Raw genomic sequence first — 26,116 nt, forward strand, 5'->3', positions numbered from 1 at the left:
AGCGGATTTCAGGGCGGTGCGCGTTTTGGAGCCCCAAAGCTTTCCTCTATCTACTCTACGCTTGTGCTTGCGTATAGATCACAACCGCATCTCGCAAAAATGCGGCAAGTCCGGGCTGGGTTTTATCATAGTAGGCAGTGAAGCGCGGGTCGTCCACATACATTTGCGCTACGTTGGCGTGCGCTTCCTTGCTGTAGCTGTCCCAGTAAAAGCTCAGCCACTGGCGATGCAGGTCGGCCGCCTTCTGCGCAAGCTCGCTGCCCGGATCTCCCGTGGCAAACGCCTCTTCCAGCGTCTTGTAGAGTTCCTGGTTCAACTGTTCAAGCCGGTTGTACTCTTCTTCGGTCATTTCCTTGAGTTTCCGGTTGGAGCGGTCTACCTGTTCGTCGCCGTATTTGGCGCGAATTTCTTGCCCGTACTGCTTCTCGTTGTCATCAATCCATTGCTGTTTGAAGCCTTCGAATTTTTGTTGGTCGGTCATCGTTTTCGTCCCCTCTCTTTGCGCTAAGGTCAGTTCGACGTTGGCGATCAGCCGATCAAGCTGCGCCCGTTTCTCCAGCAGCTTCGCGCGGTGCTCGCGCAGTGCCTGGACGGCATCGAAGGTCGGCGAGCTGACAATTTCCTTGATCTCCTCCAAGCTCACACCCAGCTCGCGGTAGAACAAGATTTGCTGCAAGCGATCCACCTCTGCCTGCCCGTAAATGCGATACCCGGATGAATTGATTCTCGCCGGCTTGAGAAGACCAATTCCATCGTAGTATCGAAGCGTCCGGGTGCTGACGCCCGCCAGGAGACCCAGCTTTTGCACCGTATATTCCATCTTTCATCCCTCCTGACAAATTCATCGTACACATTTACGCACCGTCAAAGTCAATCACAGTTTTTACAGGGAAAATATGTTAAACTATTGGTAAGTCACTGGAAAAAAGGAGGGCATTCACATGCTGTATATCCTTGGTGCTATTTTGGCTGTTCTCGGCGCCGCCTGCTTCATGACAGGCTCGACCAGCCTGCGGGCAAGAGACAAGCACGCCATCCGGCATTACGCTGATGACGCCTATGCGCAGCAGACGATGAACTACTTGAATCAAAACAACCACAATCCGTTTTGAGCACGAGAATGCGACCGCGATTCAGCGAAAAAGGCCGCCCACATGATTGCGGGCAGCCTTTTTTATTGCGGCGATATTTTTTTACAGAGCCTGGAATGTGTCTGTCAGTACAGGTACGATCTGCTTCTTGCGGGAAACAACACCTTTGAGAACCGCTTTGTTGTCAACCAGCGTGACGTTGTACGCTTCTTCTACTGCTTGTGTTGCTGTTCCGAGCGCCAGCGCGACAGAGTCGTTGTTCAGGATGTCGGTTACGACGAACACGAACAAGTCCAGTCCTTTTTCTGCGATGATCGCGGAAATGGCTTCTTCCAGTTCGCCTTGGCGAGCCAGCACGTCGTTGACATCCACTGCGTTGACTTGCGCGATTTCCACTTTGGCGTTGCCCATCTGGAATTCTTTTGCATCGAGGGAGAGCAGTTGGGCGATTGTTTTGTCGCTCAGGTCTGCGCCTGCCTTGAGCATTTCCAGACCGTACGCCTGCAGATCCACACCTGCGATTTCCGCCAGCTCATGGGCAGCGGCAACGTCCTGCTCGGTGCAGGTCGGGGATTTCAAAAGCAGCGTGTCGGAAATGATCGCGGACAGCATCAGACCCGCGATGTCTTTCGGAATCTCCACGCCGTTTTCCTTGTACATTTTTTTCAGGATCGTAGTGGTGCAGCCGACAGGCTCCGCGCGGAAGTACAGCGGGTTGCTTGTCTCAAAGTTCGCGACGCGATGATGGTCAATTACCTCGACAACTTGCACCTGCTCGATGTCGTTTGCGCTCTGTTGACGTTCGTTGTGGTCCACGAGAATGACTTCATTGACTTCATTCGCCACGGTTTCCACGAGGCGCGGCTCTTTTGCCTGGAAGTAGTTCAGGACGAACGCCGTCTCGTTGTTGATGGCACCAAGGCGCACAGGCTCTACATTGGCCCCGAGCTTCGTTTTCAGATCAGCGTAGACGAGCGCCGAGCAAATGGAATCCGTATCTGGATTTTTATGACCGAAGATTAACTTTTTTTCCATCATCCATAACTCCTTAGTCGTATATTGGCGTCAAAATTATACCACAACTTGGCGAGTAATCCCAAGTAACATTATAGGTTCTATGCTGATGAATGGGAATCGCTTCGCTACGATTCTGCCAAGGCGCGCCTGATAATCGCGCTTGCTTCCGCTGCTGTCCGGTCGTCGCCTGTGTCTTTTGCCTGCATGTAAATCAGCATCGGGATGAAGACGGCAATCAGCCGCGCCAGCAGCTTCGTCTCCTCATCGACTTCGCCGTATTCGCGGAAAAAATCGTCCCTTGCCTGTGGCGGCAAAAAGCTGTAGGCGATACTCAGATCACAGCCGGGATGACCGATATTCATGTCGCCCCAGTCGATGATGCCCGCGATTTTTCCATCCGGCCCCACCAGCATGTTTTTAAAGTGCAAGTCGCCGTGCATCAACACTTCCTTGGGCTGAATCTGCTCCACATCAAGCCCCTGCAAATAATTGGCGATCAGTTCGCGATCGTCATCGGCAAAAGGAATGTCCGTGTCAGCCAAAAACTGCTGCATTTTTTCTTTCCGGCTGTGAATATCCAACAATCCGCGCTGGTCAGTGGGCGCACCGTTTTCTTTGGCCACGTCTACAGGGAACGCGTGCAGGCTTTTTAAAAAGCGGGCCAACGCCAGAGCAGATGCCGCGCGCTGCGCCTCTGTCAGTCCAAGCGGAAACTCCCCGGCCAGATACGTATAGCCGAGAAAAGGCAATGGGTAAGCTGCCGTGCCTTTTCCGTAAAAAAGCGGTTTCGGATACGGGAGTGTGAGATACGGCTCCAGCCTGGGCAGAAGCCTGCCTTCCAGCTCGATCAGTTGTACGGCGATTTTTCTGCGCGGGAAGCGAAACACGTATTCCTCGCCAACGGCATAGACGGTATTGTCCCAGCCGTCTCCCAGCCGTCTGACCTGTTTTGCGGACAGCGCGGGAAATTGCCGATGAATCAAGCTTTGAGCCAATTCCTCCGTCACTTCCCACTCCGCATCCCAAGGATTTGCAAGACTCATTTCTGCTCACCTTCTTCTCTTTATTCTGTTGTCGATGGCAACGTGTCCCTGACCGCTACTCTGCGCTGTCCGCCGCCGCTTCGTCCGGCTTCACTCTGACGCGGCCCGTCAAAAGCATCTGCATCAGCGCTTTTTTGATCGCCCGCAACTGCTGAAGCTTCTCCTTCTCGCTCGCGCACTTCGTGAGGACACTTTTGATCCCTGCCACGATTTGCTGCTGCTCACCGAGCGGCGGGAGGGGAATCACAATCGTCTCCACACACTGCAAGCCAAGCTTCGGCACTCCTGTCACGCCTTTCAGCACTGCGATCTGCCGCTGGCAAAAATCCGAGCCAAGGGCAAACATGAGGTAGTCGGGATCGATGCAGTCGCTGGTCGGTGTAAGCTTTGCCGCGTTTTCCGTCAAAAGGGCACCGTCGAGCATGTCCGGGACTCTGCCCGCCATCCCCAAGTAGACCCCTGCGATGGACAGGTACAGATCGTGCCTGGAGATCGTGTACCGCTTGATTTTGCTGTAAATCTCTTCGGTTGCGTATTTGAGCTGCCCTGTCTGCACCGTATAGTCGCAAAAGTCAGATACCCGTATGTACGGGTAGGGAGTGACGGTGTCCACCAGGCTGCTGCCTTTTGGCACTCTTTTTCCGCCCTTGACTTTGGCGATCTCCTTGAGCTTGACCAATGACCATCCCGCCGGAATCGTCCCTATTTTCGTCTGAACAAATGCGGTGTGGCCAATTCCTTGCGTAAACAGCTTTTGCATCAAGCCTTTTTTTATGACCTCCGTCTGTGCGACAATCGCTTCCGTCTTCTCGATGACCGTATCCACCGAAGCGAGAATCTCCGCGATTTTTTGCTGCTCCGGCAATGGCGGGTAGTAAATCGGGATGGATTCCAGCTGTTTGGCGCTGATGTTGAGTTGTGCGACGCCCGCCGCCATGGTCAGAACCTGGTCGCGAAACCATCTGGAGGTGACTACGAATTTCAGATACTCTCTGCAAACGAGCGACTCGTCCTTGACTTGTAATCTCCCCACCCGCTGATTGAGCAGCGCAGGCAGATCGGCAGCTTGTACCTGGGCGAAATTTTCAATACTGCCAGACATGCCAAGCAACAGATCACCCGGCGCAAGCAAAAACGACTGGTACTCCCCAAGCGCTTTTTCTGCGAGGCATTTCGCCTGCGTCAAGTCCAGGCGGCCGTTTTTCATGTTGCTCATCCGCACGACGGGAATCCCTTTGTCGACAAACGCAGCAGAGGAAAACGGATAGCCGCCTTGCACCCGGACAGCCCATCCGAGCGGTCCTTTTTTCCATTCAGGCCTCTCAGACATCGTACCCCAACTCCTTCAGGAAACGAAGCATTTTTCCCTCACTCTTGCTTCGCTCTGCCTCCAACTCGCGCAGCTTCGTCAATGCTTCCTGCACGTCAATCTGCGCTTCCTGCTCGGACGCATCGATGTAGCGGGCCATGTTCAGATTGTAGTCGTTGGCCTGAATTTCGCTGTGCTCGACTACCCGGCAATACTTGTCGACCGCTCCCCACTTTTCATACGCGGACACGATGTTTTGCACATCTGCATCCCGCAGAAAATTTTGGTTTTTTCCTTCCTGAAATCCGCTTGCGCCATGCAAGAAAAACACTTTTTGCTTTTTGGCCGTTTCTTTCTTGCGATTCACAATCAAAATACTCGTGGGAATCCCTGTCCCGTAAAAAAGATTGGGCGGCAAGCCAATCACCGCTTCCACCAAATCCTCTTCCAACAGCCCCTTGCGGATTTGTGCCTCCGCTCCGCTGCGAAACAGCACCCCATTGGGCACAACCACGCCTGCCTTGCCATTGGAACTGAGCGTCGCCACCATGTGCTGGACAAATGCGAGATCACCCTTGTCCTTTGGCGGCATCCCGAAGCGAAAGCGGGCGAATTGGTCCGTCCTCGCTTCCTCCAGTCCCCAGTTGCTCAGGCTAAACGGCGGGTTGGCAATCACGCGGTCGTACAAGATGAGTTCGCCCTCCTCGACCAGTTTAGGCTCGCGGATCGTATCGCCTTTTTCGATCCGATGGTCCAAGAGGCCGTGCAACAGCAAGTTCATCTTGCAAATCGCCCACGTCTGGAGGTTGCGCTCCTGGCCGTGCAGCGTAATGCGCTGCGGGTTGCCTCCCTTGGCCTTAATGTAATCAACTGCCTGAATCAGCATCCCGCCGGAGCCGGCCGTAGGGTCGCACACGCGCATGCCTTCCTCCGGCTTGATGAGCTTCACGATCAATTCCACTACCTTGTTCGGCGTGTAAAACTCTCCGCCCTTTTTCCCTGCATCAGTGGCAAACTGCTTGAGTAAATACTCATAGGCTCTTCCTAAAATATCCGGTTCCGACAAGTTGCTGTTGCCAAGATGTATCGCGGAAAAGTGCCGGATCAACTGCTGCAGAAGCTTGTCCGGCAGCCTTTCCGTGTCGCTGAAATCTATTGTGGCAAGCACGCCACGCAGCAAAGGATTCTCCGCTTCGAGAGCGGCAAACGCCTCGTTGATCGCTTCGCCAATCCCTTCTGTCAACGCCTGGAGCCTTTGCCAGCGAGAGTTTTCGGGAACGACAAACAGGTAAGCGTCGCGAGCGGTTTTTCCGCCACCGCTGCCTTCGCGCTTTGGGGAACGCTGTTCGGCTTCGCTGAAAACATCATGCAGTCGCTTGAGAAACAACAAGCCAAAAATATAGTTTTTATAGTCAGCGGAGTCAATGCTCCCACGTAAAATATTGGCTGATTCCCACAGATGAGCCTCCAGCTGCGGCAGCGTGATTTTTGCCATGATGCCCTCCTTTTGTTCCGTTCTTCTTGGCATTTTGATGTCGCACATTCTGATCGCAAACCGCTTGGGACAGATCAAGTCAACAGCTTTATCGCCTCGTCTGTGCCAATATCCGTTTATTATAGCAGGGGAAGACGATCATCGGGGCATACCAATCATGAACAACACAAAAAAACCACTATTCGCAAATAGTGGCTACTGACAAAACTGTTTTGGATGAAAAACGTCTTTATGCTAGACCGGAGCAGTACCTTTCCCTTACGGCTGCTGCTCGGCATAAGCCGATTTTGCCTGCGAGATGGACCAGAGCAGGTTCGAGTCAAGGGCCAGCTCCTTGATTGCGGCAAATTCCTCATAGGTAATAAACTCGCCGTGTGCAGCTCGATTGCGCAGCGCATGCAACGCCTTCAGCTTGTCCCCCAAAAGCTCCACATTGTCGCTGACAATCGGGATGTGCTGGTTTTGCAGGTATTCACACAGTTCCCACCACATTCGTTTTTTCGAAGAGGGCGTGCCTTCATGAAGAGCGATTACGTCGCGCAGTTCCTGTTCCAACAGGCCGAAGTAGTTCATCGCCAGTCCCGTATACGAGATTTTGTCGACTGACTTTCGCGGTATCGAGCTTTCCTGGACGATTGCCGTCGCCAGCGTTTTCAACGACTCTTCGCGCAATCCTGTGAGCGTGTGGGCGTACTTTTCATACTCATTCTCGATCTCATCGAGAGAGTTCCATTCAAAGTCAATGATGACTTTTCTCTCGTCTTTATCCAGTCCATACACCCCGTCTTCACTGAGCTGCAACTCCCAGTCGACCAGTTGGTTGTTCGTATCGACAAACATCCTGACGCTCCACAAATCAGCCTGTTCCTCGATCCCCCGAGCCACCGCCTGATAACAGCACTCCATGATGGCTTTCATGGCTCCGTAATCCGCCGTATCATACTCCCCTAAAAAGGCATACTCTGCCAAAATGCTCTGGGCGGCATTGCGGATCAATATGCGCTCTGCTCTTGTCAACGCAGGTTCCGCCTTGACCTTGCTTCGAGCCGATGATGGCAGCCCTTTCATTTCCAGAATCTCGCTGACTACCTGAAAATAATAACGCTCGCCTTCATCCACCAGCTTCATCAGGTCTTTTGCCAGAAAATGGATGACATCATCCCGTTTATGCTCCCGCCGCAAATACGTTCCCATCTGGTCCATGAGCGCCAATGCCAATTCCTTCATCCCTCGCAAAGAATTGTGCGTAGTAGTTGCGGGCTGAAAGTATTGGTTGTGCGCCTGCACTTCTGAAAGCGAAGGATTTTTGGACAATTCCAGCATTTTCGCTTCATCTTTTGGCAAGCAGCATTTTTTGTATTTTTTGCCCGAACCGCACGGACACGGCTCGTTTCTGCCGAACATTGACACTGGCCATTCCCCCACGTTTTTTCGCCGTATTGTTGTCTGACTGACTCTCCTTTATTTCCCAATCTACCCGGGAGAATAAACAAGTTTTTTAGGGAAAGGGCCGTCACGTCGCAAACAGCACGTATCCCCCCGCCAAAAACCAGAGAACGTTGACGATCTCCATGATTCCGACTGTTTTTACAGGCAGCTTGATTCCTTTGGCGGCAATCGCCATTTTGACCGCTCCCGGCAAAAAAATGACACTGATAAGCGCAGGGACTTGCGGCAAAAAGGGCAAGCAGAGCAAGAGCAAATGATACATGATTCCGACAAAGTGAAAGCTGTGATTGTTCTTTTCGCGAAACACCGCTTTGACGAAAAAGATGCTGCCCGTAAAATAAATGACGTTCAGTGCCATCGCGGTGAGCAACTCCGTCCGGGATGCACCGCCGCCAAGCGCGGCTGCAATCGGAAGCAGCATCGTCAGTCCGACAATTCCGAGCAAATCGTTTACAAAATGACGCTCCCGCTTGCGGCGAATAAACCAGATGCTGGCCATCGCAAACACGCCCATCACGATCAGCGGCCAAAACGCCAACGCGTTGTGAATGAGCGGGTAGACCAGGCATACCGCAGCCACTCCACCGAAGATCAGCAAGGTTCGGAGCACTTGCCGCGCAAACCTTGGCTGTCGCATATAGACCAGTACCGCGTTGACCGCGATAAAGCCGCAGAGCAGCCCCGGTCCGGCGAGCAGTTGCAACACGTTTTTTTCCACAAGAAAAACCCCGAACAAATAAGGCACGACAAACATCGCCCAGACTCCGTGCTCACGCGGCAGTACCAGAGAAGCCTCGCCTCTTTTCCCCTTGGTCACGTCCCTCGCCCTCCTCTCGCTTTTTCTCTTGCGGCTGCCATGATCGCCTCTTTTTTCTCTCTGGACAAGACGTGTTCAGCCATGGGGAACAGCAGCATTTCCTCTTTGTGAAAGTGATCGTGCAGCAGCCGATACAATGTCGTCGTTTCTTCCCGCAGCCGTGTCGGCCCACGCCCGGCACATTGGCAGCATGCGGTTTTTTCGCGCAGTTCCGTCAGCTGGCTGACCAGTCGCCGATGCTCGTCCGTCATCATGATGACAGGCGGGGTGGCATACCCTAGCGACTCTGTCAGAGCTGCAAACAATAGTTCTTCCTCCAGTGCATGATGCTCTTTCAGCTTTTCTGTCAACAGCGCAATCGTCTCCCGGAATTGTTCTACAGCTTCTGCGCTCATGGTCCGGTTTTGGTAGACAAGCTGTTTCAGCTTCTCCATATATTGTCCCAGGACAGCGTGTTCCCGGGAAAACAATTGACTGAGCAGTCGTTTTCCATCTGTTTGCCGGCTATTCACACGGGCCCCTCCCCCCGCCGCTTTCTCTTCTGTATCGCAATCGTGACTGAAGCAAAATAACAGTCTCCCAGTTGGAAGTATAAGATGCGAGCAAAAAAAAGCCAACCAGGACAACGGTGGTTGACTTCAGTTGGCCAGCGAAAAACCAATACGCTGTCGTGCCTTCTGTATCGGAACGGTCAGCTGACAAACGCAATCCTGTACAGCAGCTTCCCTCTGCGATCATGGGCCGTGAGCACAATCTCGCCCTGGTGGTTCGCGAAGCCAACCTCATTTTCCCAAATCGGCACAGCGACAAATTGGCAATGGTTAAAGTACAGGCGCACGTGCTCGCCCTCTTCGGTAAACTCCCATTTGGCGAGCGGCTTTTCAATGACAGGTGCTGACTCAGGCTCGGCGTCTTCAGCCAAATCCTTGATGCAGATGCGCATGGTCCAATCCGTCAGTTGCGACAGTTGCTCGGCAAGCAGGAGCTTGTTCATGGCTTCGCCTCTCTTTTATAGAAAAATAGCGCGAGCGGAAACAGCAGCAGGTTGATGAGCGAAAGTGCGATCACCTCTTTGTAGCGTGCAAAGTAAAACAGGTTGACTGTGTATTGCGTGCAGATCAGGTTGGCAAAAAGCACGAGGCAAAGCAAGAGTACGCCCCGATAGCTACGCTTCATACGGCTTCACCCCAATCGCGTAGATCATACCATTTTCAACCGTCAGCTCGATTTCCGGCAGCGGTCGGCGCGGCGGGCCGGCCAGCGGATTGCCTGTCTGTACATCAAATTTGCCATGGTGGCACGGGCAGATCAGTTCGCGTTGTTCCTTGCTCCAGAACACCGGGCATTTCAGATGGGTGCAGGCATTTTGATACGCCTTGTACTCGCCTTCGCGTAGGCAGACGAGAAGGGCGCTATCGTGCTCGTTCGGATAGGCAAACTCCCTGGCGTCTCCGGCTTGCAGGGACGCCGCTTCCGCAATTTTTTGCCGGGGCCACGCGTTCGTTTCTCCATCCAGCAGCTTTTTCGCTGCAATCGTTCCCCAGGGAAGCGTCGAGACAGCAAACAATCCGGCGGCGCCGACCATCGTTTTCATAAAACCTCGGCGGTCGAGGCTCCGCTCATTCGATCTGAAAATGTTGTGCGTATAGTTATCATCCCGTTCGGGTATGGGCGATTTCCTTTCGTTCATGCCGCAGACCTCCTTCGACTAGAAAAGCTTCTGCACCCCTTGCAAAATGCCAGGCAAGCTGATTTTTACATTTGTCTCGCCCTCCAGCGGCTCCGGTCTTTGGCTGGCCAGCCATTTGCCGCCCGCCAGCTTGTGCACAGCCTGCTTCTCGGCAAGCTCGCTCTCTGTAATCCACTGAAGCGTATTGGTTGGACAGACCGAGGCACACATCGGGGGAATCCCCTCTTTGCTTCGGTCGTAGCACAGATCGCATTTGTACATCAGGTTTTGTTCCTGATCGAACTTGGGGATACCGTACGGGCAAGCGATCGTGCAGTTTTGACAGCCAATGCACTTCTCCACGAGCGCCGAGAGTACCGCTCCGTTGTCCGCGATCTGGATCGCCTGTGCCGGACAGCTGCGGGCGCAGGCGGGGTTGACGCAGTGCAGGCACATCAGTGGAATCGTCTGACGCGTTTGCAGCGGATCGACATCCATGACGTAATTGCGATTGCGGTTGTCATGTCCCCCGCATTGCGTGCAGGCCGCCAAACAACTGCGACAGCCGATGCAGTTATCCATTTCGATGTAGAGCACCTGCTTAGCCATGCAGCCTCTCCCCCTTTTCCAGCTTGACGATTTCGGCTGCACACGCCTTGAATTCCGGCATTTTGCTGTACGGATCCAGCGCCGGGTTCGTGAGCAAATTGATCGATTCGTCCTTGCCCCAGTGGTACGGAACAAACACCGTATCCGGTCGGATTGCCGCGATCACTTTTACCTTGTAGACGGCTTCGCCCCGCCTTGTTTTCAGCAAAACCTTTTCGCCATGCGCGATCCCGTATGCTTTTGCCGTATCCGGATGCACTTCCAGAAGCGGGTCCGGGTACATGTCGCGCAAAAACGGAATCCGCCGCGTCTGGTTCCCGGACAGGTAGTGGTAGACGACACGGCCGGTCGTCAGCCGCAGCGGGTATTCCGCATCCGGTTCTTCGGCTGGCGGCCGATAGGGCAGCGCACAAATTTTCGCCTTGCCATCCGGGTGGTAAAACTTTTTATCGAGAAACAAATGCGGCTGCCCCTGGTCGTGTTCATCTCTGCACGGCCAGAACACGCCTTGCTGTTCTTCAATTTTTTCGTAGGTAATGCCGTAGTAGTCGGCCGTGCCGCCTTTGGAGACGCGGCGCAGCTCGTCGAAAATGTCACGCGGCCCGTTCAGGTGTGCGAAGTATTGGCCCCGACCCATCCGCTTCGCGATTTCGATCTGAATCCACCAGTCCGGCTTCGATTCGGCATACCAGCTCTGGGCCTGACGATGGCGGATGACCCGCCCCTCCAGGTTGGTCGTGGTTCCTTCGTCCTCCGCCCATGTCGTCGTCGGCAGCACGACATCCGCATACTCCGCCGACTCCGACAGGTAAAAGTCTACGCAGACCATAAAGTCCAGGCTTTTCAGCGCTTCGCGGACATGATTCTGATTGGGGGCGCTGACCGCCGGGTTGGAGCAGAGCAAATACAGGCCGCGAATCGTCTTGTCGAGCATCAGCCCAAACATTTCATAGGCAGACACGCCTTTTTGCGGCATTTCCTCTACCGGAATCCCCCAGGCGCAGGCGACTTCCTGCACATGCTGCGGGTTATCCATTTTCCGATAGCCTGGCAACTGATCGGCCTTCTGCCCGTGCTCCCGTCCGCCCTGGCCGTTGCCTTGACCCGTGAAGGTGGCAACCCCGGACTTCGGACGGCCGATCTTGCCTGTGACAAGCGCCAGGTTTGTGTAGGCGGATACGTTGTCCGTCCCTTTGGACTGCTGCTCGACCCCGCGGCAAAACATGACGATTGCCTCGGGTGCCTTGCCGTAAATCTCGGCGGCGCGAATGATTTTTTCCTCGGCAATCCCGGTAATTTCGCTGACGTAGGCGGGCGTATAGGCTTCGACCAGTGCTTTTGTTTCCGCAAAGCCGTTGGTGTGGTTTTGAATGAACGCCTCGTCGATGTAGCCGTTTTTGATGAGCAGATGCAAAAGGCCGTTTGCCAGGGCAAGGTCTGTCCCCGGCCGCAGGTCCAGGTGGACGTCAGCGCGGCGGGCAAGCGGCGTCTCGCGCGGGTCGGCTACAATCAGGTAGCCACCGCGATTTTGCACCTCCCAGATGCGAAACATGCTGGTCGGATGACACTCCGCCGCATTGGACCCGGCAATAAACAGGCAATCGGTCTGGTGGAGGTCCGACCACGGAACAGTCGAGCCCCGGTCGATGCCGAGACTGCGGTTGAATCCGGCCGCCGCAGACGACATGCAAAACCGTCCGTTGTAATCGACGTACCGGGTCTGCAATCCTACACGGGCGAATTTTCCCGTCAAATAACATTTTTCGTTCGTCATCGAAACGCCGGAGTAGACAGACAACGTATCTTTGCCGTACGCTTCCTGCAATTGCCGGAAGCGATCGACGATATAGCTGAGCGCTTCTTCCCACGACACCTCTTCGAAGCCTTGCGCCGTTCCTTTCCATGCGGGATTGCGGCGGATGAGCGGTCGTTTGATCCTGTCCGGGTGGTTGACCTGCTGATAAGCGGTTACGCCTTTCGGGCACATGCGTCCCAGATTGACCGGGAAGTCGTAGCGCGGCTCTACCCCGATAATCGTATTCGTGCTCGTATCGACGCGCAGATTCATCCCGCACTGCATCCCGCAGTAGGAGCAGTGGGTGCTGACCAACTTTTCACCAGGATGTAATTTATTTTTGATCGGTTTGAAAAATTTATCCTTTTGCATGCTGATTCGCCTCTTTCTCGGAACGGTAATGGGTCGGGATTCCGGTAAAGCGGAAGATGCGGTATTTTCTGCGGCAAGGCAGGCACAGCTCCGCCAGGTGGAAGCCTTCTGCCAGCTCAAAGCGAATCCCGTTTTCACCAAGCACATCCACCACGTCACCAGACTGCTCGGCAGAAACAAAGCCTGTCTGGCACACCTTGCATCGCTTCATTTCCTGCTCGGCATAGTGCTCGCGGTAATTGCGGGCGAAGACGCTCATCGGGCGGAACGGGATGTGTGCCAGCTTGCCAAAGGGCAGATAAATCAAGGTCACGATGACCAAAAACTGGTGAATCAGGCTCATCACCGGATGGCCGAAGCCGTGTAAAAACAGGTTGCTCACCGTCAGCAAAAGTCCGGTAATGCTGACGAGAAGCAGCAGATAGAGCGGCAAAAAGTCGTAGAGAAAGTTTTGCTCCGCCCGTGCCTGCATGTTTTTCAGACGGCGGTACAGCGCCATGCATACGCCCGCAATCACCATGAAGGCCGTAATATTGAGCGCATTGTAGAACAAAAAGGCTATCCAGCCATCCGCTTTGACCTTGAGCACATCGACGCCCATCGCAACGACGGTGTAAGTGCCGTTGTCTCCCATCGTGAAGTACATCCAGCCAAAGACGAGCGGAAACGTAACCAGCGCAGAGAGGATGCACCCCCAGCCAAGCAGGATGTGCTGTGTCCAGCGATACCAGCCGCGGTTCCATATAAAGCGGTAGGTCGCCAGATGTTCCACTGCCGTTTGCGGCGTGCTTTTTCGCAGCAACAGACGCAAGCCTTTTTTCAGAATGATCTTGGTTGGCGGCCGGTCCGCCCAGGCTGAAAACCGGTAGAGAAATCCGCCAATGAACACGACTGTTCCGACCATATAACCGTAAAGGGCAAGATCAATATGGGTAAAAAAACGAGTGCCCACGTACGAAGCCAGAAACAAGACACAAACTGTATAGAAAGCCCTTTTGGCCACCTTGGACGCAAATGCTCGCTCCATGCGAACAACCTCCCCTGGTACATAGCATTGTCAATCGTTGGCTTCATTGTAGCAATGTCGACCACGCTGCAAAGTGACGTACCTCACACCTGCTCACAATCGCCAAGAAGACGACACGACTTTGCCAAAATCCTCATGCTATAATGGCAACAGATTGCGCGAGGCAAGTTGAGCGGAAAGCAGAGGTGTGCAGATTGTGAAAAGTCTCACATTTATTGAACAAGTGTCTCCTGCCTTTGTTCGTCAATTGGAACAAATCGGAACGCGAAAAAAAATGACCCCCACGGACTCCGTCTTATTTATCGACGGAGAAACGGCAGATAAGCTGTACTTGCTGGAATCCGGGCAAATCAAGCTGACCAAAACGACAAGCGACGGCAAAGAGCTGACCCTGCAAGTATTTGGGGCAGGCGAGCTGGTCGGAATGGTTGGTCTTTTCGAACCGGACGTCGCCTATACATCTACCGCGACCATGCACGAGCCTGGCGAAGTCATCGTCATCCAGCGCAGCGCCCTGGAGAAGCTGCTCCTTGAAAACGGCGAGTTCTGTGTAGATTTTTTGCGCTGGATGGCGATCATGAACCGCAGAATCCAGTCCAAGTTTCGCGATTTGCTTTTGAACGGCAAAATCGGCGCCTTTTATTCCACCCTGATCCGCATGAGCAATACATACGGAGAGGAACGGGAAGACGGGATCCTCATCAAGCTCTCGCTTACCAATCGCGATCTGGCGCAATTCATCGGGCTTACCCGCGAAAGCGTCAATCGGATGCTGGCCGATCTGAAAAAGCAGGGTGTGATCGAAATACTGCCGCACGGCTACCTTTTGGTGAAGGATTTGGAGTATTTGAAAGAGGCGATCTGCTGTGACGATTGCCCGCCGGAAATTTGCCAAATGTAAAAATGGAAAAACGAAAGCTGCCCCCTCTCCCAAACGGGAAATCGGGTGCAGCTTTTTTGGTTCGCGAAAAGACAGCCATATGGACATGGCTGCCTTGCTTTTCTAGCCGGAAGTCGGCAGTCCCGGATCGGCTGGCTGAAGCTGTTGCGGGGAAAGCTCGGTAAACATGCCTGCATAATACTGCACGTCGCCCGCTTCATCCCGGATCGAGCTGATCGTCAGCCATTGACGATACGTCTCACCGTTCTTGCGCCTATTCCAGATCTCCCCTTGCCAAAAGCCTGTGGCGGTTATCTGCTGCCACATCTGCTGATAGAAGCCCGCTCCCTGCATGCCGGATTTTAACAGACTCGGATTTTTGCCGATCACTTCGTGGCGTGCGTAGCCCGTCACTTTGGAAAATGCCGGGTTCACATCGCAGATCGTGCCCGTCGTGTCGGTGATGACGATCGCTTCGCCCGTGTTGTCGACAATCGTTTTGGCTAGCTGCAGCTTTTCCTGATAGTACATCCAGAACACGAGAATGAGACTGGCCAGCGCCACCTCAGACAAGGCCATAAACCCGATGGCATAATGACCCGTGACGTCAAACAAGAGGGTCAGGATCAGCGTCGGGAAAAAGCCGCCCAATCCGCCCATCGCAGATACGATGCCGTTGACAATCCCGGCCTGCCTGGAAAAGTAGTACGGCACCATCTTGAAAATCGCTCCGTTCCCGATGCCCGCACATACGGCAATCGCCAGGCAGCCGGCCGAGTACAGCTGCAAGGATGGGGAAAACGACAGCACGACACCGAACAGGCTAAGCCCTGCGAAGACCCCTACCAGCACCATCAGCGCATTGAAGCGATCCCCCAGCCAGCCCCCGAGCGGGCGGGCAATCGTTGCCAGCGCGATAAATCCGGCAGTTCTCATTCCGGCGTCCACTTTGTCCAGCCCGAAGTTGCTGACGAGGAAATTAGGCAGGTAGACGGTAAACGCCACGAACGAGCCAAATGTAATAAAGTAGAACAGGCTCAGAAACCACAGCTTCTCGTTGCGGTAAACCCCTTTGATCTGCTCCAGCACGGACGTTTTTACCCGCGTTTCCTGGCGGTCGCCAAGGAAAAAGTTGAGCAGGGCAAACAGCACAAGCAAGCCCAGGTAAAGCTTCACAGTCCCTGACCAGCCGATCTGCTTTGCCACGAGGGGCGCAAAAAACGTCGAGAGCGCCGTCCCCGCATTGCCAACTCCGTAGATGCCATTGACGAAGCCGTGCTTTTCTTTTGGATAGTATTTCGGCAATGAGGTTACGCCTACAGAAAAGATCGCGCCCCCGACCCCAAGGAAAAACCCGCCGATCATCAAATCGATGGCAGAGCTCGCTTCGCTTATGTAGTACACAGGCACGAGCAAAAGCAAAAAACTGATGGTAAACATCGCTCTTGCCCCGAAGCGGTTCGTATAATAGCCGATCGGGATACGCAAGAGGGAGCCCAGCAAGACAGGGATCGCGGTAATCCAGGCGATTTGTCCTGCTGAGATGGACAAATCGTCTTTGATAAACGGCATCAAGGATGACAAGATGACCCAGACCATGAAACCTGCAACGAGGCTGAATGTTTGCAAGGGCAGTTGAATTTTGCGAATCATCTCTCCCAACTCCTTTTTCTGTACAAAGAAAGTGACCTCAATATGACCGGGCTATCCTCGCATCATGCCTGAGTGCCTCGCACTCGTCCCGTCACAAAATCGTTTTGATTGGTGTGATCGTACGCACAGTCAATCCCGGTCGTCTTGCTCTATGCTTGGGGCACGAATGAGTTCGAGGTGATACGAGATGATGACGATCAAGAACGTACAAGAGGCGTTTTTCCTCTGCGGCTTCCCGTATTACAAACAACTGTCGATTCGCGGACAGCAGGCCATTTGCACGTTTTACAGCATTCATTCCGACTACCGGAAAAAGGTTATCCTCAACCTGACGAGCAAAGCCGAGCTGCAACACCAGATTGCGCTGGAGGTCATCAAGTTTTTGGCCCATGACGGAAAAGCGCTGGAGGAGCAATACATCCAGACCGTTCTTGGCGACTAGCTGGCGCGATGCCAATCGGACGCCTTGCACCAGCGCCAGACGCCCGTTTTTTCCGCACGCTTTTTTACTGACAATCCCCCACGCCATCTGCCGGACGGGTGGCTATTTTTTCGAGCAGGTGCTGCTTTTCTTCCTCGCTCAGCATTTTTTCGGCCATCGGAAAAAGCACCTGCTCTTCCTTTTGAAAATGCCCGCGCAAAGTCTCCACAGCGTTCTGCAAATAGTCAGGAAACCCATCCTCCAAAAATCGTTTCAGCAAGCGTTTGGCCTGTTCATGCTCGTATTCCATCACGGCGATCGGCCCTGTTTCTTTTCCGATGTACTTCGCCATCATCGGAAACAGTACGTTTTCTTCCCTGGCGGAATGTGGCTCCAGTTCAGCAATAAAGGCGGCGGTTTGCGCCTGCAGTTCAACGAGCAGTTCTTCCTTGCGAATCGCTTCTGCATGCACAAACTGTGCGGCAAGCTGCTGCAATTCCAGCATTTTTTCCACGAGTGGACCGTGTTCTTTTTTCAGTTGGGCCAGAGCGGTACAAAGAATGGGCTGTTCGGGATTCATCCCCATGGAACATCCTCGTTGCATCGTGCATCCTCTCCTTTTTGTTTCACAAGGCAAGTGTAGCGAAAAAACGGCCACTACGCTGTTAAGTACGTCACACTTTCCGCGCAAAAAAAGACTGCCCCGCCACCGGGACAGCCAATTGTTTTTGTATTAGTGCGCACCGAGCATTTCTTTCATATCTTCCTGCGCATCTCCGATCAATTTGATTCCAAACAAATCCTGGAGCACAGTCAGCACACCCGGTTGAATAAATTCCGGCAGCTTGGGGCCGATGCGAATATCCTGAATGCCCAGGCTGAACAGTCCGAGCAAAATCGCTACTGCCTTTTGCTCAAACCAGGAGAGCACAATGCTGACTGGCAGTTCATTGACTTCGCAGCCAAACGCCTCTGCCAGCGCCGCCGCGATTTTGATGGTCGATACGGAGTTGTTGCACTGGCCGAGATCGATATAGCGGGGAATGTTCGTCCCCGGCACGACGCCATAGTCCACGTCGTTGAAGCGGAACTTGCCACAGGAGGTCGTCAGGATGACCGTTTCTTTCGGCAGGGACGTTGCCAGCTCCCGGTAGTAGTCGCCGCCTTTTCCAGGTGCGTCGCAGCCGGCGATGACGAAAAAGCGTTTGATCTTTCCAGCCTTGACGGCATCAATAATTTCCGGTGCGATCCCCAGTACCGTTTGATGATGAAACCCGGTGGACAGCGTCTGCTCCGATTCGATATTCGCTTTTGGCAGGGCAAGCGCTTTTTCGATCAGCGGCGTAAAATCGTCGTTCTCGATTTTGGTCACGCCCTCCAGTCCCGCGACGTCGTAAGAGAAGAAACGATCCGCATACGTTCCTTTGATCGGCATGACGCAGTTCGTCGTCGCCAGGATCGCGCCCGGAAACTCTTCAAACAGTCTGCGTTGGTCGTACCACGCTTTGCCGATATTGCCTTTCAAGTGCGGGTATTTTTTCAGTTCGGGATAGCCGTGCGCCGGGAGCATCTCCGAGTGGGTGTACACGTTGATCCCTTTGCCCTCGGTCTGCTCCAGCAGTTCCCGTAAGGCAAAAAGGTTGTGCCCGGTGACAACAATGCAGTGCCCCTCGATTTTGTTTTGGGAAACCGTAATCGGCTGCGGGATGCCAAAGCGGTCTGTATGTGCCTTGTCCAGCAATTCCATGACTTTGATCGCGGCTTTGCCTACTTTGAGCGCCATTTGCAGGTGTTCATCCAGATTGAAATTGACATTGGTCAGTGTAAAATACAGTGCTTCCTGCGTGATCCCGTCCACTTCCGGATCGATGTACCCGAGCTGTCTGGCATGCGTCGCATAGGCCGCGATTCCCTTTAGCGCGAAGACGATCGTATCCTGAATGCTTGCTAGCTCCTCATTTTTTCCACATACGCCAATCACCTTGCAGCCACCTGTCGGGGTTTGTTCACATTGGTAACAAAACATCGTCTTTCCTCCTCTTTGTTGGCTGATCTTCCTCTCGATCATACGGCGATTTTGGCCTGGGAATGGTGACGAACATCACACGTCACGCTTTCTGTGCAAAAAATGTCCGCTGCCCGCAAAAGAATCCGTTGAGTAGGCATTTATTCCTACAAAACTTTGGCAGTTCGGGTTTGAATAGTTAGAAAACAATGGTATGATTGGTACGATCAACACAAAAAGGAGGACCAAGAACCTACATGAAAAGAAAATTAACTTTGCTTGCCTTGATTTTTCTCGTTTCATTGGGTACCGCACCTTTTGTCTCTGCTGCGGCGTTAACGTCAGGTGGCGCTGGACAGCCGGGAGCACCGCAAAACCAGGGAAGTCCTTCCGGCAACACCAGCCTCTGGTCGGAAAGTCTGTGGCAGGATACCTCGACACCAGGTGTCATTCCAGCGCCACAAACGCCTCCGCCCGCCCCAACCACTGAACTCTGGTCGGAAAATTTGTGGCAAACCCCAACAGCTCCAGCTACGCAACCACCAACGAATCCAGCTGTTCCCGCTCCTGTCAAACAGCCTGCACTCATTCCTTTTTCCGTTCCGCCCTTCATTGAAAATGGCAAGGCACTCGTCCCTGCCCGCGATTTTTTGGTGCCGCTTGGCGCAGAGCTGCAGTTCGATTCCATCAAGCAACTGTTGACCATCCGCAAAGGAAGCACGACCATCCACCTCATCCTCAACAACAATGTGGCAATGGTAAACGGCAATGTGGTCAAACTGGAAGCACCGGCCAGGCTCATCAACGGGCAGCCGTATATCCCGCTGGCCTTTATCACGCAAGCTCTCGGTTCCACCCTCCATTACGAAGCGGCTACGACAAAAGTGACGGTGGACAACTGGCTGTCTTTTTACCTGGATGCCACAAAGGCAAAAACGCCTGTCAACCAACAGCAAGCCGCCAGCCATGCGAGCTTTTATATCGGAAACTGGTCCATCTGGATTCCCGGCGGTTACGCAACGACTGGCACGACCGTAAACGGCGACGGCTCGAAGACGGTCCAGCAGCAATATGTCCCGGGAGCCAAAGGCTATACGCTCAGCATCCTGGCCAATGGAACGTACTCCTGGCAAACGACCGGGGGCACGATCACAGGCACCTGGAAGGCGGAAGCTGACGGACGAATCGTATTGTTGAAAGGCAAATACGACTTTGATTGGTATGTCAGCAAAATCAATGAGAACGAAATCAAGTTCTACTCCTACGGTCTGGAGGAGCATGGAACGAGAATCAAGTAACTTTCAGGCGAAGTCCGCTTCGCTTCCGTTCTGTCAACGATCATAGTTACCAGCCGAAAAAGCCCGCCGATGGATTTGGCGGGCTTGCGATTTGTCTGTCTGCTAGTTTTCCCAGGTATCAATAACGGTTTGAATCTCTCGCAAGCTCGTGATTTCTTGCGCAGGAACGATCTCGCCCTCAAGCTTCAAGCCGTGTCGGTTGATCCACATGTTGCGCATGCCGACCGCGTTGGAGCCTTGAATGTCCGTGGTCAGCTTGTCCCCGATCATGACGCCTTCCTCTGCGGTGATGCCCAGAAGACTCATGGCGTGCTCGAAAATTTCTGCCGCTGGCTTGCCGCGACCGAAGTCACCCGAAATGACGATGTGATCGAAGTAGGCCGCAAGCTTCGGCACACCCGCCAGCTTTTGCTTTTGCAGGTCAGGGGAGCCGTTTGTAAGCAACAACAGCTTGTATTTGGCTTTCAACTGGTCGAGCACCTCGAATGTTTCTTCGTAGACGATCGGACGGCTTTTCCGCTCCTCTACGAACATCTCGCCCAGCTTGTATCCAAGCTCCGCGTCCTCGATGCCGAGCGAGCGCAAACCGCGCGTCCACGCTTCCTTCCGGTAAGTCGGAACGAACTTTTGCAGTTGGCGAAACTCCTCCTGCTTTCCTTCCGCAAATTGCGCCCACAGTCCTTCAAATGGATTGATTCCAATCATTTTCGTAAAGGGGAATGCTTCAAAAGCTTCATACATCGCCCGAGCTTCCTGGCGCACGGCAGCTTCCAATTGCTCCACATCCACCTCGTAATGCTTGGCCGCCTCGCTACAGGTCGCCTGAAACGCCTCTTTGACGCTGCGATCATCCCACAGTAACGTATCGTCCAAATCAAATAAAATCGCCTTGATTGCCATCAGTCTGATTCCCCTTTTTCTCCTCGTAATCTGTCTCTTGTTCTATGATTGCGGAAATCCACTGTTTTATCAACAGACTTTTGCGAAAAAAAGCATTGTTCGTTTCTGGCAGGACCGCTAGCGGCTGTCAGGTGCTGCCTGCTCCGCACCTGTGATGGGCAAAACCGTCGAATATTTGACTTCTCGCAGGGACAGATTCGTTTGCAGTCGGGAAATACCGAGCTTGTTCAACTTGCGGATAAAGCTGTCCAGCCCCTTCCGATCCTTGATGGCAACTTTCAGCAAGTAGTCGTACTCACCCGTCAGGCAGTGTCCCTCCAGCACTTCCGGCATGGCGCGCAAGGCGTTCTCCAGCGTCTCCAGCTGTTCAGCCTGGTGAATGTTCGTGCTGATAAAAATAAAGCACAGCAGGTCGAAGCCGAGCTTTTCCTGATCGAGAATCGCCACCTGCCGATTGATATAGCCTTCCGCCTCAAGCCGCTTCACCCGGGTATGCGTCGCAGGCGGCGACAAATTCACCCGCCGCGCCAGTTCGGCATTGCTGATCGTCGCATCCTTTTGCAACAAATCGAGAATGTGCAGATCGACACGATCCAGCACTTTGCTTACAAAAACTTCCACGTTCCATTCTCCTTTTTATTCTTCGAAAAGCAGCGAAATTTTGTCATGAAAAACAGATAGGATTTTTCGAATCGCCACTTAAACTTTTCTTTATTTCTAATTTTACACATTATACAGAATGTTATTTTGTACGTTCAACAAAAATGTTATGTTCATTAGCAAGATGATTTTCACTCTTCCGTTTCGAAAAAGGGGCTATCTGCTATGCAAAAAGCTTATGTCTTGCTACTATTGCTCACCAGTCTGCTGTGGGGAGGAAACTTCGTTCTTGGAAAATCGCTCGTGGGGCACGCGTCCCCGCTCACGCTGACCAGTCTGCGCTGGCTGATCGCGGTGCTGTGCCTGCTGCCGCTGGTCTGGTGGAAGGAACGCAAGCTTTTGCCTGCCAAGGAAGCGATCCTTCCGCTCGCGCTGATGGGACTTACGGGCGTCGTCCTGTTCAACGTGTTTCAGTTTCTCGCGCTGGAAACGACGACTGCAACGAATGTCGGGCTGATCTCGACCTTGAATATGCTCTCGATCTCGCTGTTCTCTTTTCTTTTTTTAAAAGAACGGATCAATGCGTTCCAGATCGGCTGCATGGTGTTTCTGCTTGCAGGCGTGCTGCTCGTCTTGTCCAAAGGCAATCCCGACTACCTGCTTTCCTTGCAGTTTAACACGGGGGATTTGTGGATGCTGGCTGCCGTCTGCATCTGGGGAGTGTACTCGATTTGCAGCAAATGGGCCATGACCCGGACGAGCCCGATGATGTCCATCCTCTATTCGGCTGTTTTCGGGCTGGCCATTCTGCTGCCTTTTAACCTGGCTGATTTTACGGTGTCCAACCTGGATGCGCCCTTTATCGGTTCCCTGCTGTACACCGGGGTCATCTCCACCGTCGTGTGCATGGTGCTGTGGAACATCGGGGTGCAAAAGCTCGGCGCCACTACATCTGGCATCTTTCTGAATTTCAATCCGATTTTCACATCAATTTTGGCTTTTCTTTTCCTGGGGGAACAGATGACGTGGATGCAAGCCGTGGGAAGCAGCATGGTCATTGCCGGATGTTTTTTGTTCTCTTATGGGAAGTCAAAAGGCGCGGCGGCAAAGTCACTCGCGGCCGGGAAGGCGTAGGGCGAAAAATGATTTCGCCCTATTCACCGTGAATCTGAACGACAAAAGGAAACGCCCGCACCTTGCCGTTTTGTTGAAACTCCGCCCAGATTTTGTACACGCCGGGCTTCTTGAACTCCGTTTGAAACACAGGCTCTTCGTGATTGGTCGGATGGACGTGCAAATACTCATTGGCTTCTTCATCCAGGATGACCACGTGGCCCATCGCTCCCAGATACGGCGTCAAAGCGGACTGATCCAGCTCAAACGACAGCGTAACCGGCTCATTGGTCTTGGTCGCGCTCATGCTCAATTGGACCGTTTCCCCTTCGACCGTTTTCTCCAGGACGGAATCCGGCTGCAGCTCCGGCCCTGGTACAGAAACGTTGGGCTGGCCGACCACGAGCGGCATTGGCTTGACATGATAAGTCAGCTTCTCCGACTTGATGTCAATAAAAGCCCGGTAAAACCCTGCCGGCAAAGGATAGTCGATGTGAAATTTTCCTGCTTCGACCTGCTCCGGATGCAAGTGATAATATTTTTGCAAATGCTCATCAACGACGATCAAATGGAGCAGCTTCTCATGACTGACAACGAGATCATCCACGGCACGTCCATGGCTGTCTTTCAGGAAAATGTCAATCCCATTCTCAGTGGAGCGGATATACGCGCTCACCTGATGGCTTCCCACTGCGTCCGCGCCGTGTTCATCATGGCCGCCTTGACCGTGCTCTTCACCGCCGTCCTCGTGTCCGTCTGCCTTTGCGGTGGCATCGTGTCCGTCATTGCCATGGGCGGCCTCATCCGCCGCCGCGAGCGGTGTTCCGAAGTATTCATCGTAGAGAGTATACCCGCCGATCACGATGCCGACATAAAGTATCGCTGCCAAAACTGCCTTGTTCAACCTGATCTACTCCTTTATTCCCATCATGGTTTACTTCCTTCTGTCCTACACTGTAAAACAGCTTTGTGAACGCAATATGAACGAGACAACTGCTTGCCGATCCGGAAGACTTTTTGCTCTCCCTTAAATTCTTGTAACTTTTTCACAATCAGGTAAGTCATATTAGTGACGCACATGGCAACAGAAAGGGAGACGAAGAATAAGATGTGGAAACGTTTTTTTAGCGCGACGTTCGCGGGAGTCATCTTGTTTTCCGGGAACCCGCCTGTCACTTTGGCAAAGGAGCCGGACATCGTTGTCAAAATCAACGGCGCCGTTCAATCGTTTGATGCAGCACCCATCATCAAAAACGGCAGAGTCCTCGTTCCGTTCCGCAAAATATTGGAAGGAATGGGCGCACAGGTAGACTGGGACCCGAAAAATCGAATGGTGACCGCCAATAAATTCGGCAAACAGGTTGTGCTGCGCATTGGCGACCCTACAGCCTGCATCATTCATTCGCTGTCCGGCAAAAACCTGGAGATGCCCGTCAAACTCGACGTGCCCGCCGAAATCAGCAAAGCTCTGCGCTTCATGTCACATGGATAACTGGGCGAACTGTCCCAACATGCCGGGCATCCACAAAACTTTTCCGGGAAGCGCTTTCATTTTGGTCTTTCCGTTGTAAGCATCATATATTTTATGATGAACTTGTCCAGTTCTTCACTCTTTGATACCACCTCACTGTCTGTAAGAGAGCCTTTACGTGAAGACAACTTGATTAACTGTTTTTGCAACGCTGTAATGTGGGCCAAAAGTTTATGCTTGTCCATTACTCCGCGCTCCTCCATTCCTCCAGATTAATCTCATGCTCCAGACTGCTCCGTTCTTCCAAAAACTTACATATGTTTTCAAATGGCAATGGCTTTGAGAGTAAATAACCCTGGTAGAGATCGCAATTGTGTTCTCGCAAAAACTCCAGATGCTCCAGTGATTCCACGCCTTCACCAATTACACGCAGCTGCAGATGCTGCGCTATTTTTATGATCCCGGTAACAATGATGACATCCTCAACATCCATCCTTTGAATGAACGATTTGTCTATTTTTACATTGTTCAAAGGAAACCGCTTGAGATAATCAAGCGATGAGTATCCTGTGCCAAAATCATCTATTGAAATTTGAATCCCCATTGCTTTGAGCTCTTTCAGGATTTGAATGGTATGCTCCGCGTCTTTGATAACAGCACTTTCTGTTATTTCCAGTTCCAAAAATCTCCCGTCGACGTTTGTATCTCGCAATATTTTTTGAACCTGTCGGGGGAAATTTTTATTCTGAAGCTGAATCGCAGATAAATTGACAGCCACCTTCAGACCTTTTTTGCTTCGCATTTGTATTTGCTTGATGTCGAGGCATGCTCTTCGTAAAATCCACAAACCTATGCTGTCAATGATCCCGATCTCTTCTGCAATAGGGATAAATTGGGAAGGGGGGATTAAACCTTTTTGCGGATGCCTCCACCTCACTAAAGCCTCCAGTCCGCATACTGCGCCTGTGGCCATTTCAGCCATAGGCTGATAATGAACCTCCAATTCATTGCTTTCAAACCCTATTCTCAAATCCTGTCCCAACAAAAAATGTTCGCAAAATACATTTCCCAGTTTCCGCGTGTAAAAATGAAACGTGTTTTTTCCTGCTTTTTTGGATGCATGCAAGGCGATATACGCTTTTTGTATCAACAGGTCGAGATTGCGCCCGTCTCTTGGATATACACTGACACCCATACTCGCCGTGATCGCGATAGTACCGTTCTGGAAATTCCCAAACGGCTTTTGCAATCCAGCGTGCATGTTTTGTATGCTTTTCACCAGATTGTCGTGGGTTGTGATGTTTTTGAAAAGGAGAATAAATTCGTCGCCCCCAGCCCTTGCCAGTACCGTTTCCGCTCCACTCATTTTCTTTAATCTGCCGCCTACTTCTTTTAATAACTGATCTCCAACAGCTTGACCAAAAGTGTGATTGATTAGCGTAAATCTATCCAGGTTTAGAATGGCAACTCCCAATTTCTGCTTTATGCCTTTGCCATTGTCCAAAACCTTTTGAGCCACTTTCATAAATTCCATTCGATTCAGGAGTTGGGTGAGGGGATCCAATGGAGATACCTCATGGTAACTTCTTTTTTGTTCCGTCACTTTTTTTGATATGGCCACCCGGCCACAAATGGTGCCCGCACGATCAATCAACGGAAACACCGTAAGCTCAATGGGAATGAGCGTGCCATCCAAATATTCCCGTGATGTTTGGTATCCAATTATTCGCTGGCCTTCCTGAACAAGCTTGTGCAGGGAATCCAATTCTTTCCGGCAATTTGAAGGGATGATGGGAAGCTCGCTGCCCAAAAGATTTTCCTTTTTCCAGCCATACAGCGCTTCAAATGCTGCATTTACCCAGATGATTCGCCCGTCGCTGTCCACGACATCTACAGCCTCTGAAATTTGCTCCAGGAATAGCTCCAGCTGCTTGCTCAGTATAGGGTTATCGTCTGGAGCAAACATTTGCGCTGCTTTCTTCATCCAATGTAGCATCCGTTAAACCTCCCCCATTTCCGATTGAAAAAAAAGCTACTTCATGATAGAAAGTAGCCTCTTTTCGTTTGCTTAACAGGAAGTTC

Annotated in this window: 28 protein-coding genes; 6 read left to right on the forward strand and 22 right to left on the reverse strand. The window is 52.5% G+C overall.

What is annotated here, in order from left to right; all coding sequences use genetic code 11:
- Positions 1 to 55 precede the first annotated feature (55 nt).
- Positions 56 to 820 (reverse strand): MerR family transcriptional regulator, encoded by a 765-nt coding sequence (locus tag AAFJ72_RS14585; protein WP_432774475.1) that lies wholly within the window; start codon positions 818 to 820, stop codon positions 56 to 58.
- A 121-nt stretch (positions 821 to 941) separates the two neighbouring features.
- Between AAFJ72_RS14585 and AAFJ72_RS14590 the strand changes: the two genes are divergently transcribed.
- Positions 942 to 1,112 (forward strand): hypothetical protein, encoded by a 171-nt coding sequence (locus AAFJ72_RS14590; protein ID WP_432774476.1) that lies wholly within the window; start codon positions 942 to 944, stop codon positions 1,110 to 1,112.
- Between the two features lie 81 nt (positions 1,113 to 1,193).
- On the opposite strand, the gene AAFJ72_RS14595 is transcribed toward AAFJ72_RS14590, so the two are convergent.
- From AAFJ72_RS14595 to AAFJ72_RS14655, 13 genes are all read right to left on the reverse strand, one after another.
- Complete coding sequence (locus AAFJ72_RS14595; RefSeq protein WP_432777197.1) at positions 1,194 to 2,126, reverse strand: manganese-dependent inorganic pyrophosphatase; 933 nt, start codon at positions 2,124 to 2,126, stop codon at positions 1,194 to 1,196.
- Between the two features lie 107 nt (positions 2,127 to 2,233).
- Positions 2,234 to 3,151 (reverse strand): phosphotransferase, encoded by a 918-nt coding sequence (locus AAFJ72_RS14600; protein WP_432774477.1) that lies wholly within the window; start codon positions 3,149 to 3,151, stop codon positions 2,234 to 2,236.
- Between the two features lie 55 nt (positions 3,152 to 3,206).
- On the reverse strand, positions 3,207 to 4,481 hold the full coding sequence (locus AAFJ72_RS14605) for a restriction endonuclease subunit S (RefSeq protein WP_432774478.1): 1,275 nt from the start codon (positions 4,479 to 4,481) through the stop codon (positions 3,207 to 3,209).
- On the reverse strand, positions 4,474 to 5,955 hold the full coding sequence (locus tag AAFJ72_RS14610) for an N-6 DNA methylase (protein WP_432774479.1): 1,482 nt from the start codon (positions 5,953 to 5,955) through the stop codon (positions 4,474 to 4,476). Before AAFJ72_RS14610 ends, AAFJ72_RS14605 begins: the two co-directional genes overlap by 8 nt.
- Before the next feature lie 258 nt (positions 5,956 to 6,213).
- A complete protein-coding gene (locus AAFJ72_RS14615) occupies positions 6,214 to 7,359 on the reverse strand; it encodes an SEC-C domain-containing protein (protein WP_432777198.1) in 1,146 nt (381 codons plus the stop codon).
- Positions 7,360 to 7,468: 109 nt separating this feature from the next.
- Positions 7,469 to 8,221 (reverse strand): YwiC-like family protein, encoded by a 753-nt coding sequence (locus tag AAFJ72_RS14620; protein ID WP_432774480.1) that lies wholly within the window; start codon positions 8,219 to 8,221, stop codon positions 7,469 to 7,471.
- A complete protein-coding gene (locus tag AAFJ72_RS14625; protein WP_432774481.1) occupies positions 8,218 to 8,733 on the reverse strand; it encodes a hemerythrin domain-containing protein in 516 nt (171 codons plus the stop codon). The genes AAFJ72_RS14620 and AAFJ72_RS14625 overlap by 4 nt, the downstream gene beginning before the upstream one ends.
- Before the next feature lie 179 nt (positions 8,734 to 8,912).
- Positions 8,913 to 9,215, reverse strand: coding sequence for a hypothetical protein (locus AAFJ72_RS14630; protein ID WP_432774482.1), 303 nt, complete (start codon positions 9,213 to 9,215; stop codon positions 8,913 to 8,915).
- Positions 9,212 to 9,397: a hypothetical protein gene (locus AAFJ72_RS14635; RefSeq protein ID WP_432774483.1), complete on the reverse strand. Its 186-nt coding sequence runs from the start codon at positions 9,395 to 9,397 to the stop codon at positions 9,212 to 9,214. The genes AAFJ72_RS14630 and AAFJ72_RS14635 overlap by 4 nt, the downstream gene beginning before the upstream one ends.
- The gene (locus tag AAFJ72_RS14640) at positions 9,387 to 9,911 is read right to left on the reverse strand and encodes a Rieske (2Fe-2S) protein (RefSeq protein WP_432774484.1); all 525 of its coding nucleotides are present in this window, start codon (positions 9,909 to 9,911) and stop codon (positions 9,387 to 9,389) included. Before AAFJ72_RS14640 ends, AAFJ72_RS14635 begins: the two co-directional genes overlap by 11 nt.
- A gap of 18 nt (positions 9,912 to 9,929) precedes the next feature.
- Entirely contained in the window at positions 9,930 to 10,499 is a 570-nt protein-coding gene (locus tag AAFJ72_RS14645) for a 4Fe-4S dicluster domain-containing protein (protein WP_122906367.1), read from the reverse strand.
- Positions 10,492 to 12,666, reverse strand: a complete 2,175-nt coding sequence (locus tag AAFJ72_RS14650) for a molybdopterin oxidoreductase family protein (RefSeq protein ID WP_432774485.1) — start codon at positions 12,664 to 12,666, stop codon at positions 10,492 to 10,494. Before AAFJ72_RS14650 ends, AAFJ72_RS14645 begins: the two co-directional genes overlap by 8 nt.
- Positions 12,653 to 13,693 (reverse strand): hypothetical protein, encoded by a 1,041-nt coding sequence (locus AAFJ72_RS14655; protein WP_432774486.1) that lies wholly within the window; start codon positions 13,691 to 13,693, stop codon positions 12,653 to 12,655. Before AAFJ72_RS14655 ends, AAFJ72_RS14650 begins: the two co-directional genes overlap by 14 nt.
- A gap of 193 nt (positions 13,694 to 13,886) precedes the next feature.
- On the opposite strand from AAFJ72_RS14655, the gene AAFJ72_RS14660 reads away from it, so the two are divergent.
- Positions 13,887 to 14,594: a Crp/Fnr family transcriptional regulator gene (locus AAFJ72_RS14660; RefSeq protein ID WP_432777199.1), complete on the forward strand. Its 708-nt coding sequence runs from the start codon at positions 13,887 to 13,889 to the stop codon at positions 14,592 to 14,594.
- A 102-nt stretch (positions 14,595 to 14,696) separates the two neighbouring features.
- On the opposite strand, the gene AAFJ72_RS14665 is transcribed toward AAFJ72_RS14660, so the two are convergent.
- Complete coding sequence (locus tag AAFJ72_RS14665; RefSeq protein ID WP_432774487.1) at positions 14,697 to 16,226, reverse strand: nitrate/nitrite transporter; 1,530 nt, start codon at positions 16,224 to 16,226, stop codon at positions 14,697 to 14,699.
- 187 nt (positions 16,227 to 16,413) lie between these two features.
- On the opposite strand from AAFJ72_RS14665, the gene AAFJ72_RS14670 reads away from it, so the two are divergent.
- Positions 16,414 to 16,668, forward strand: coding sequence for a hypothetical protein (locus AAFJ72_RS14670; protein WP_122906371.1), 255 nt, complete (start codon positions 16,414 to 16,416; stop codon positions 16,666 to 16,668).
- Positions 16,669 to 16,732: 64 nt separating this feature from the next.
- Here AAFJ72_RS14670 and AAFJ72_RS14675 read toward each other — a convergent pair whose 3' ends face one another.
- Together AAFJ72_RS14675 and hcp are read right to left on the reverse strand one after the other, a co-directional pair.
- Positions 16,733 to 17,251 carry a hemerythrin domain-containing protein gene (locus AAFJ72_RS14675; RefSeq protein WP_432774488.1) on the reverse strand — a complete coding sequence of 173 codons (519 nt, stop codon included), beginning with the start codon at positions 17,249 to 17,251 and terminating at the stop codon, positions 16,733 to 16,735.
- Between the two features lie 129 nt (positions 17,252 to 17,380).
- The gene (gene hcp, locus AAFJ72_RS14680) at positions 17,381 to 18,673 is read right to left on the reverse strand and encodes a hydroxylamine reductase (protein WP_122906373.1); all 1,293 of its coding nucleotides are present in this window, start codon (positions 18,671 to 18,673) and stop codon (positions 17,381 to 17,383) included.
- Between the two features lie 236 nt (positions 18,674 to 18,909).
- Between hcp and AAFJ72_RS14685 the strand changes: the two genes are divergently transcribed.
- Complete coding sequence (locus AAFJ72_RS14685) at positions 18,910 to 19,950, forward strand: copper amine oxidase N-terminal domain-containing protein (RefSeq protein ID WP_432774489.1); 1,041 nt, start codon at positions 18,910 to 18,912, stop codon at positions 19,948 to 19,950.
- Positions 19,951 to 20,052: 102 nt separating this feature from the next.
- On the opposite strand, the gene AAFJ72_RS14690 is transcribed toward AAFJ72_RS14685, so the two are convergent.
- Together AAFJ72_RS14690 and AAFJ72_RS14695 are read right to left on the reverse strand one after the other, a co-directional pair.
- Positions 20,053 to 20,850, reverse strand: coding sequence for an HAD family hydrolase (locus tag AAFJ72_RS14690; protein ID WP_432774490.1), 798 nt, complete (start codon positions 20,848 to 20,850; stop codon positions 20,053 to 20,055).
- 117 nt (positions 20,851 to 20,967) lie between these two features.
- A complete protein-coding gene (locus AAFJ72_RS14695; RefSeq protein ID WP_432774491.1) occupies positions 20,968 to 21,471 on the reverse strand; it encodes an Lrp/AsnC family transcriptional regulator in 504 nt (167 codons plus the stop codon).
- A gap of 204 nt (positions 21,472 to 21,675) precedes the next feature.
- Between AAFJ72_RS14695 and AAFJ72_RS14700 the strand changes: the two genes are divergently transcribed.
- A complete protein-coding gene (locus AAFJ72_RS14700) occupies positions 21,676 to 22,584 on the forward strand; it encodes a DMT family transporter (RefSeq protein WP_432774492.1) in 909 nt (302 codons plus the stop codon).
- A gap of 19 nt (positions 22,585 to 22,603) precedes the next feature.
- Here AAFJ72_RS14700 and AAFJ72_RS14705 read toward each other — a convergent pair whose 3' ends face one another.
- Positions 22,604 to 23,467 (reverse strand): hypothetical protein, encoded by an 864-nt coding sequence (locus AAFJ72_RS14705; RefSeq protein WP_432774493.1) that lies wholly within the window; start codon positions 23,465 to 23,467, stop codon positions 22,604 to 22,606.
- A 204-nt stretch (positions 23,468 to 23,671) separates the two neighbouring features.
- Here AAFJ72_RS14705 and AAFJ72_RS14710 point away from each other — a divergent pair, with 204 nt between their 5' ends.
- Positions 23,672 to 24,055 (forward strand): copper amine oxidase N-terminal domain-containing protein, encoded by a 384-nt coding sequence (locus tag AAFJ72_RS14710; protein ID WP_432774494.1) that lies wholly within the window; start codon positions 23,672 to 23,674, stop codon positions 24,053 to 24,055.
- A gap of 56 nt (positions 24,056 to 24,111) precedes the next feature.
- Here the strand turns inward: AAFJ72_RS14710 and AAFJ72_RS14715 are convergent, their stop codons facing one another.
- Together AAFJ72_RS14715 and AAFJ72_RS14720 are read right to left on the reverse strand one after the other, a co-directional pair.
- On the reverse strand, positions 24,112 to 24,279 hold the full coding sequence (locus AAFJ72_RS14715; protein WP_432774495.1) for a Spo0E family sporulation regulatory protein-aspartic acid phosphatase: 168 nt from the start codon (positions 24,277 to 24,279) through the stop codon (positions 24,112 to 24,114).
- A complete protein-coding gene (locus AAFJ72_RS14720; RefSeq protein ID WP_432774496.1) occupies positions 24,279 to 26,030 on the reverse strand; it encodes a putative bifunctional diguanylate cyclase/phosphodiesterase in 1,752 nt (583 codons plus the stop codon). The genes AAFJ72_RS14715 and AAFJ72_RS14720 overlap by 1 nt, the downstream gene beginning before the upstream one ends.
- Positions 26,031 to 26,116 lie beyond the last annotated feature (86 nt).

Source organism: Brevibacillus gelatini (genome assembly GCF_050920745.1).
Taxonomy (GTDB): Bacteria; Bacillota; Bacilli; order Brevibacillales; family Brevibacillaceae; genus Brevibacillus; species Brevibacillus gelatini.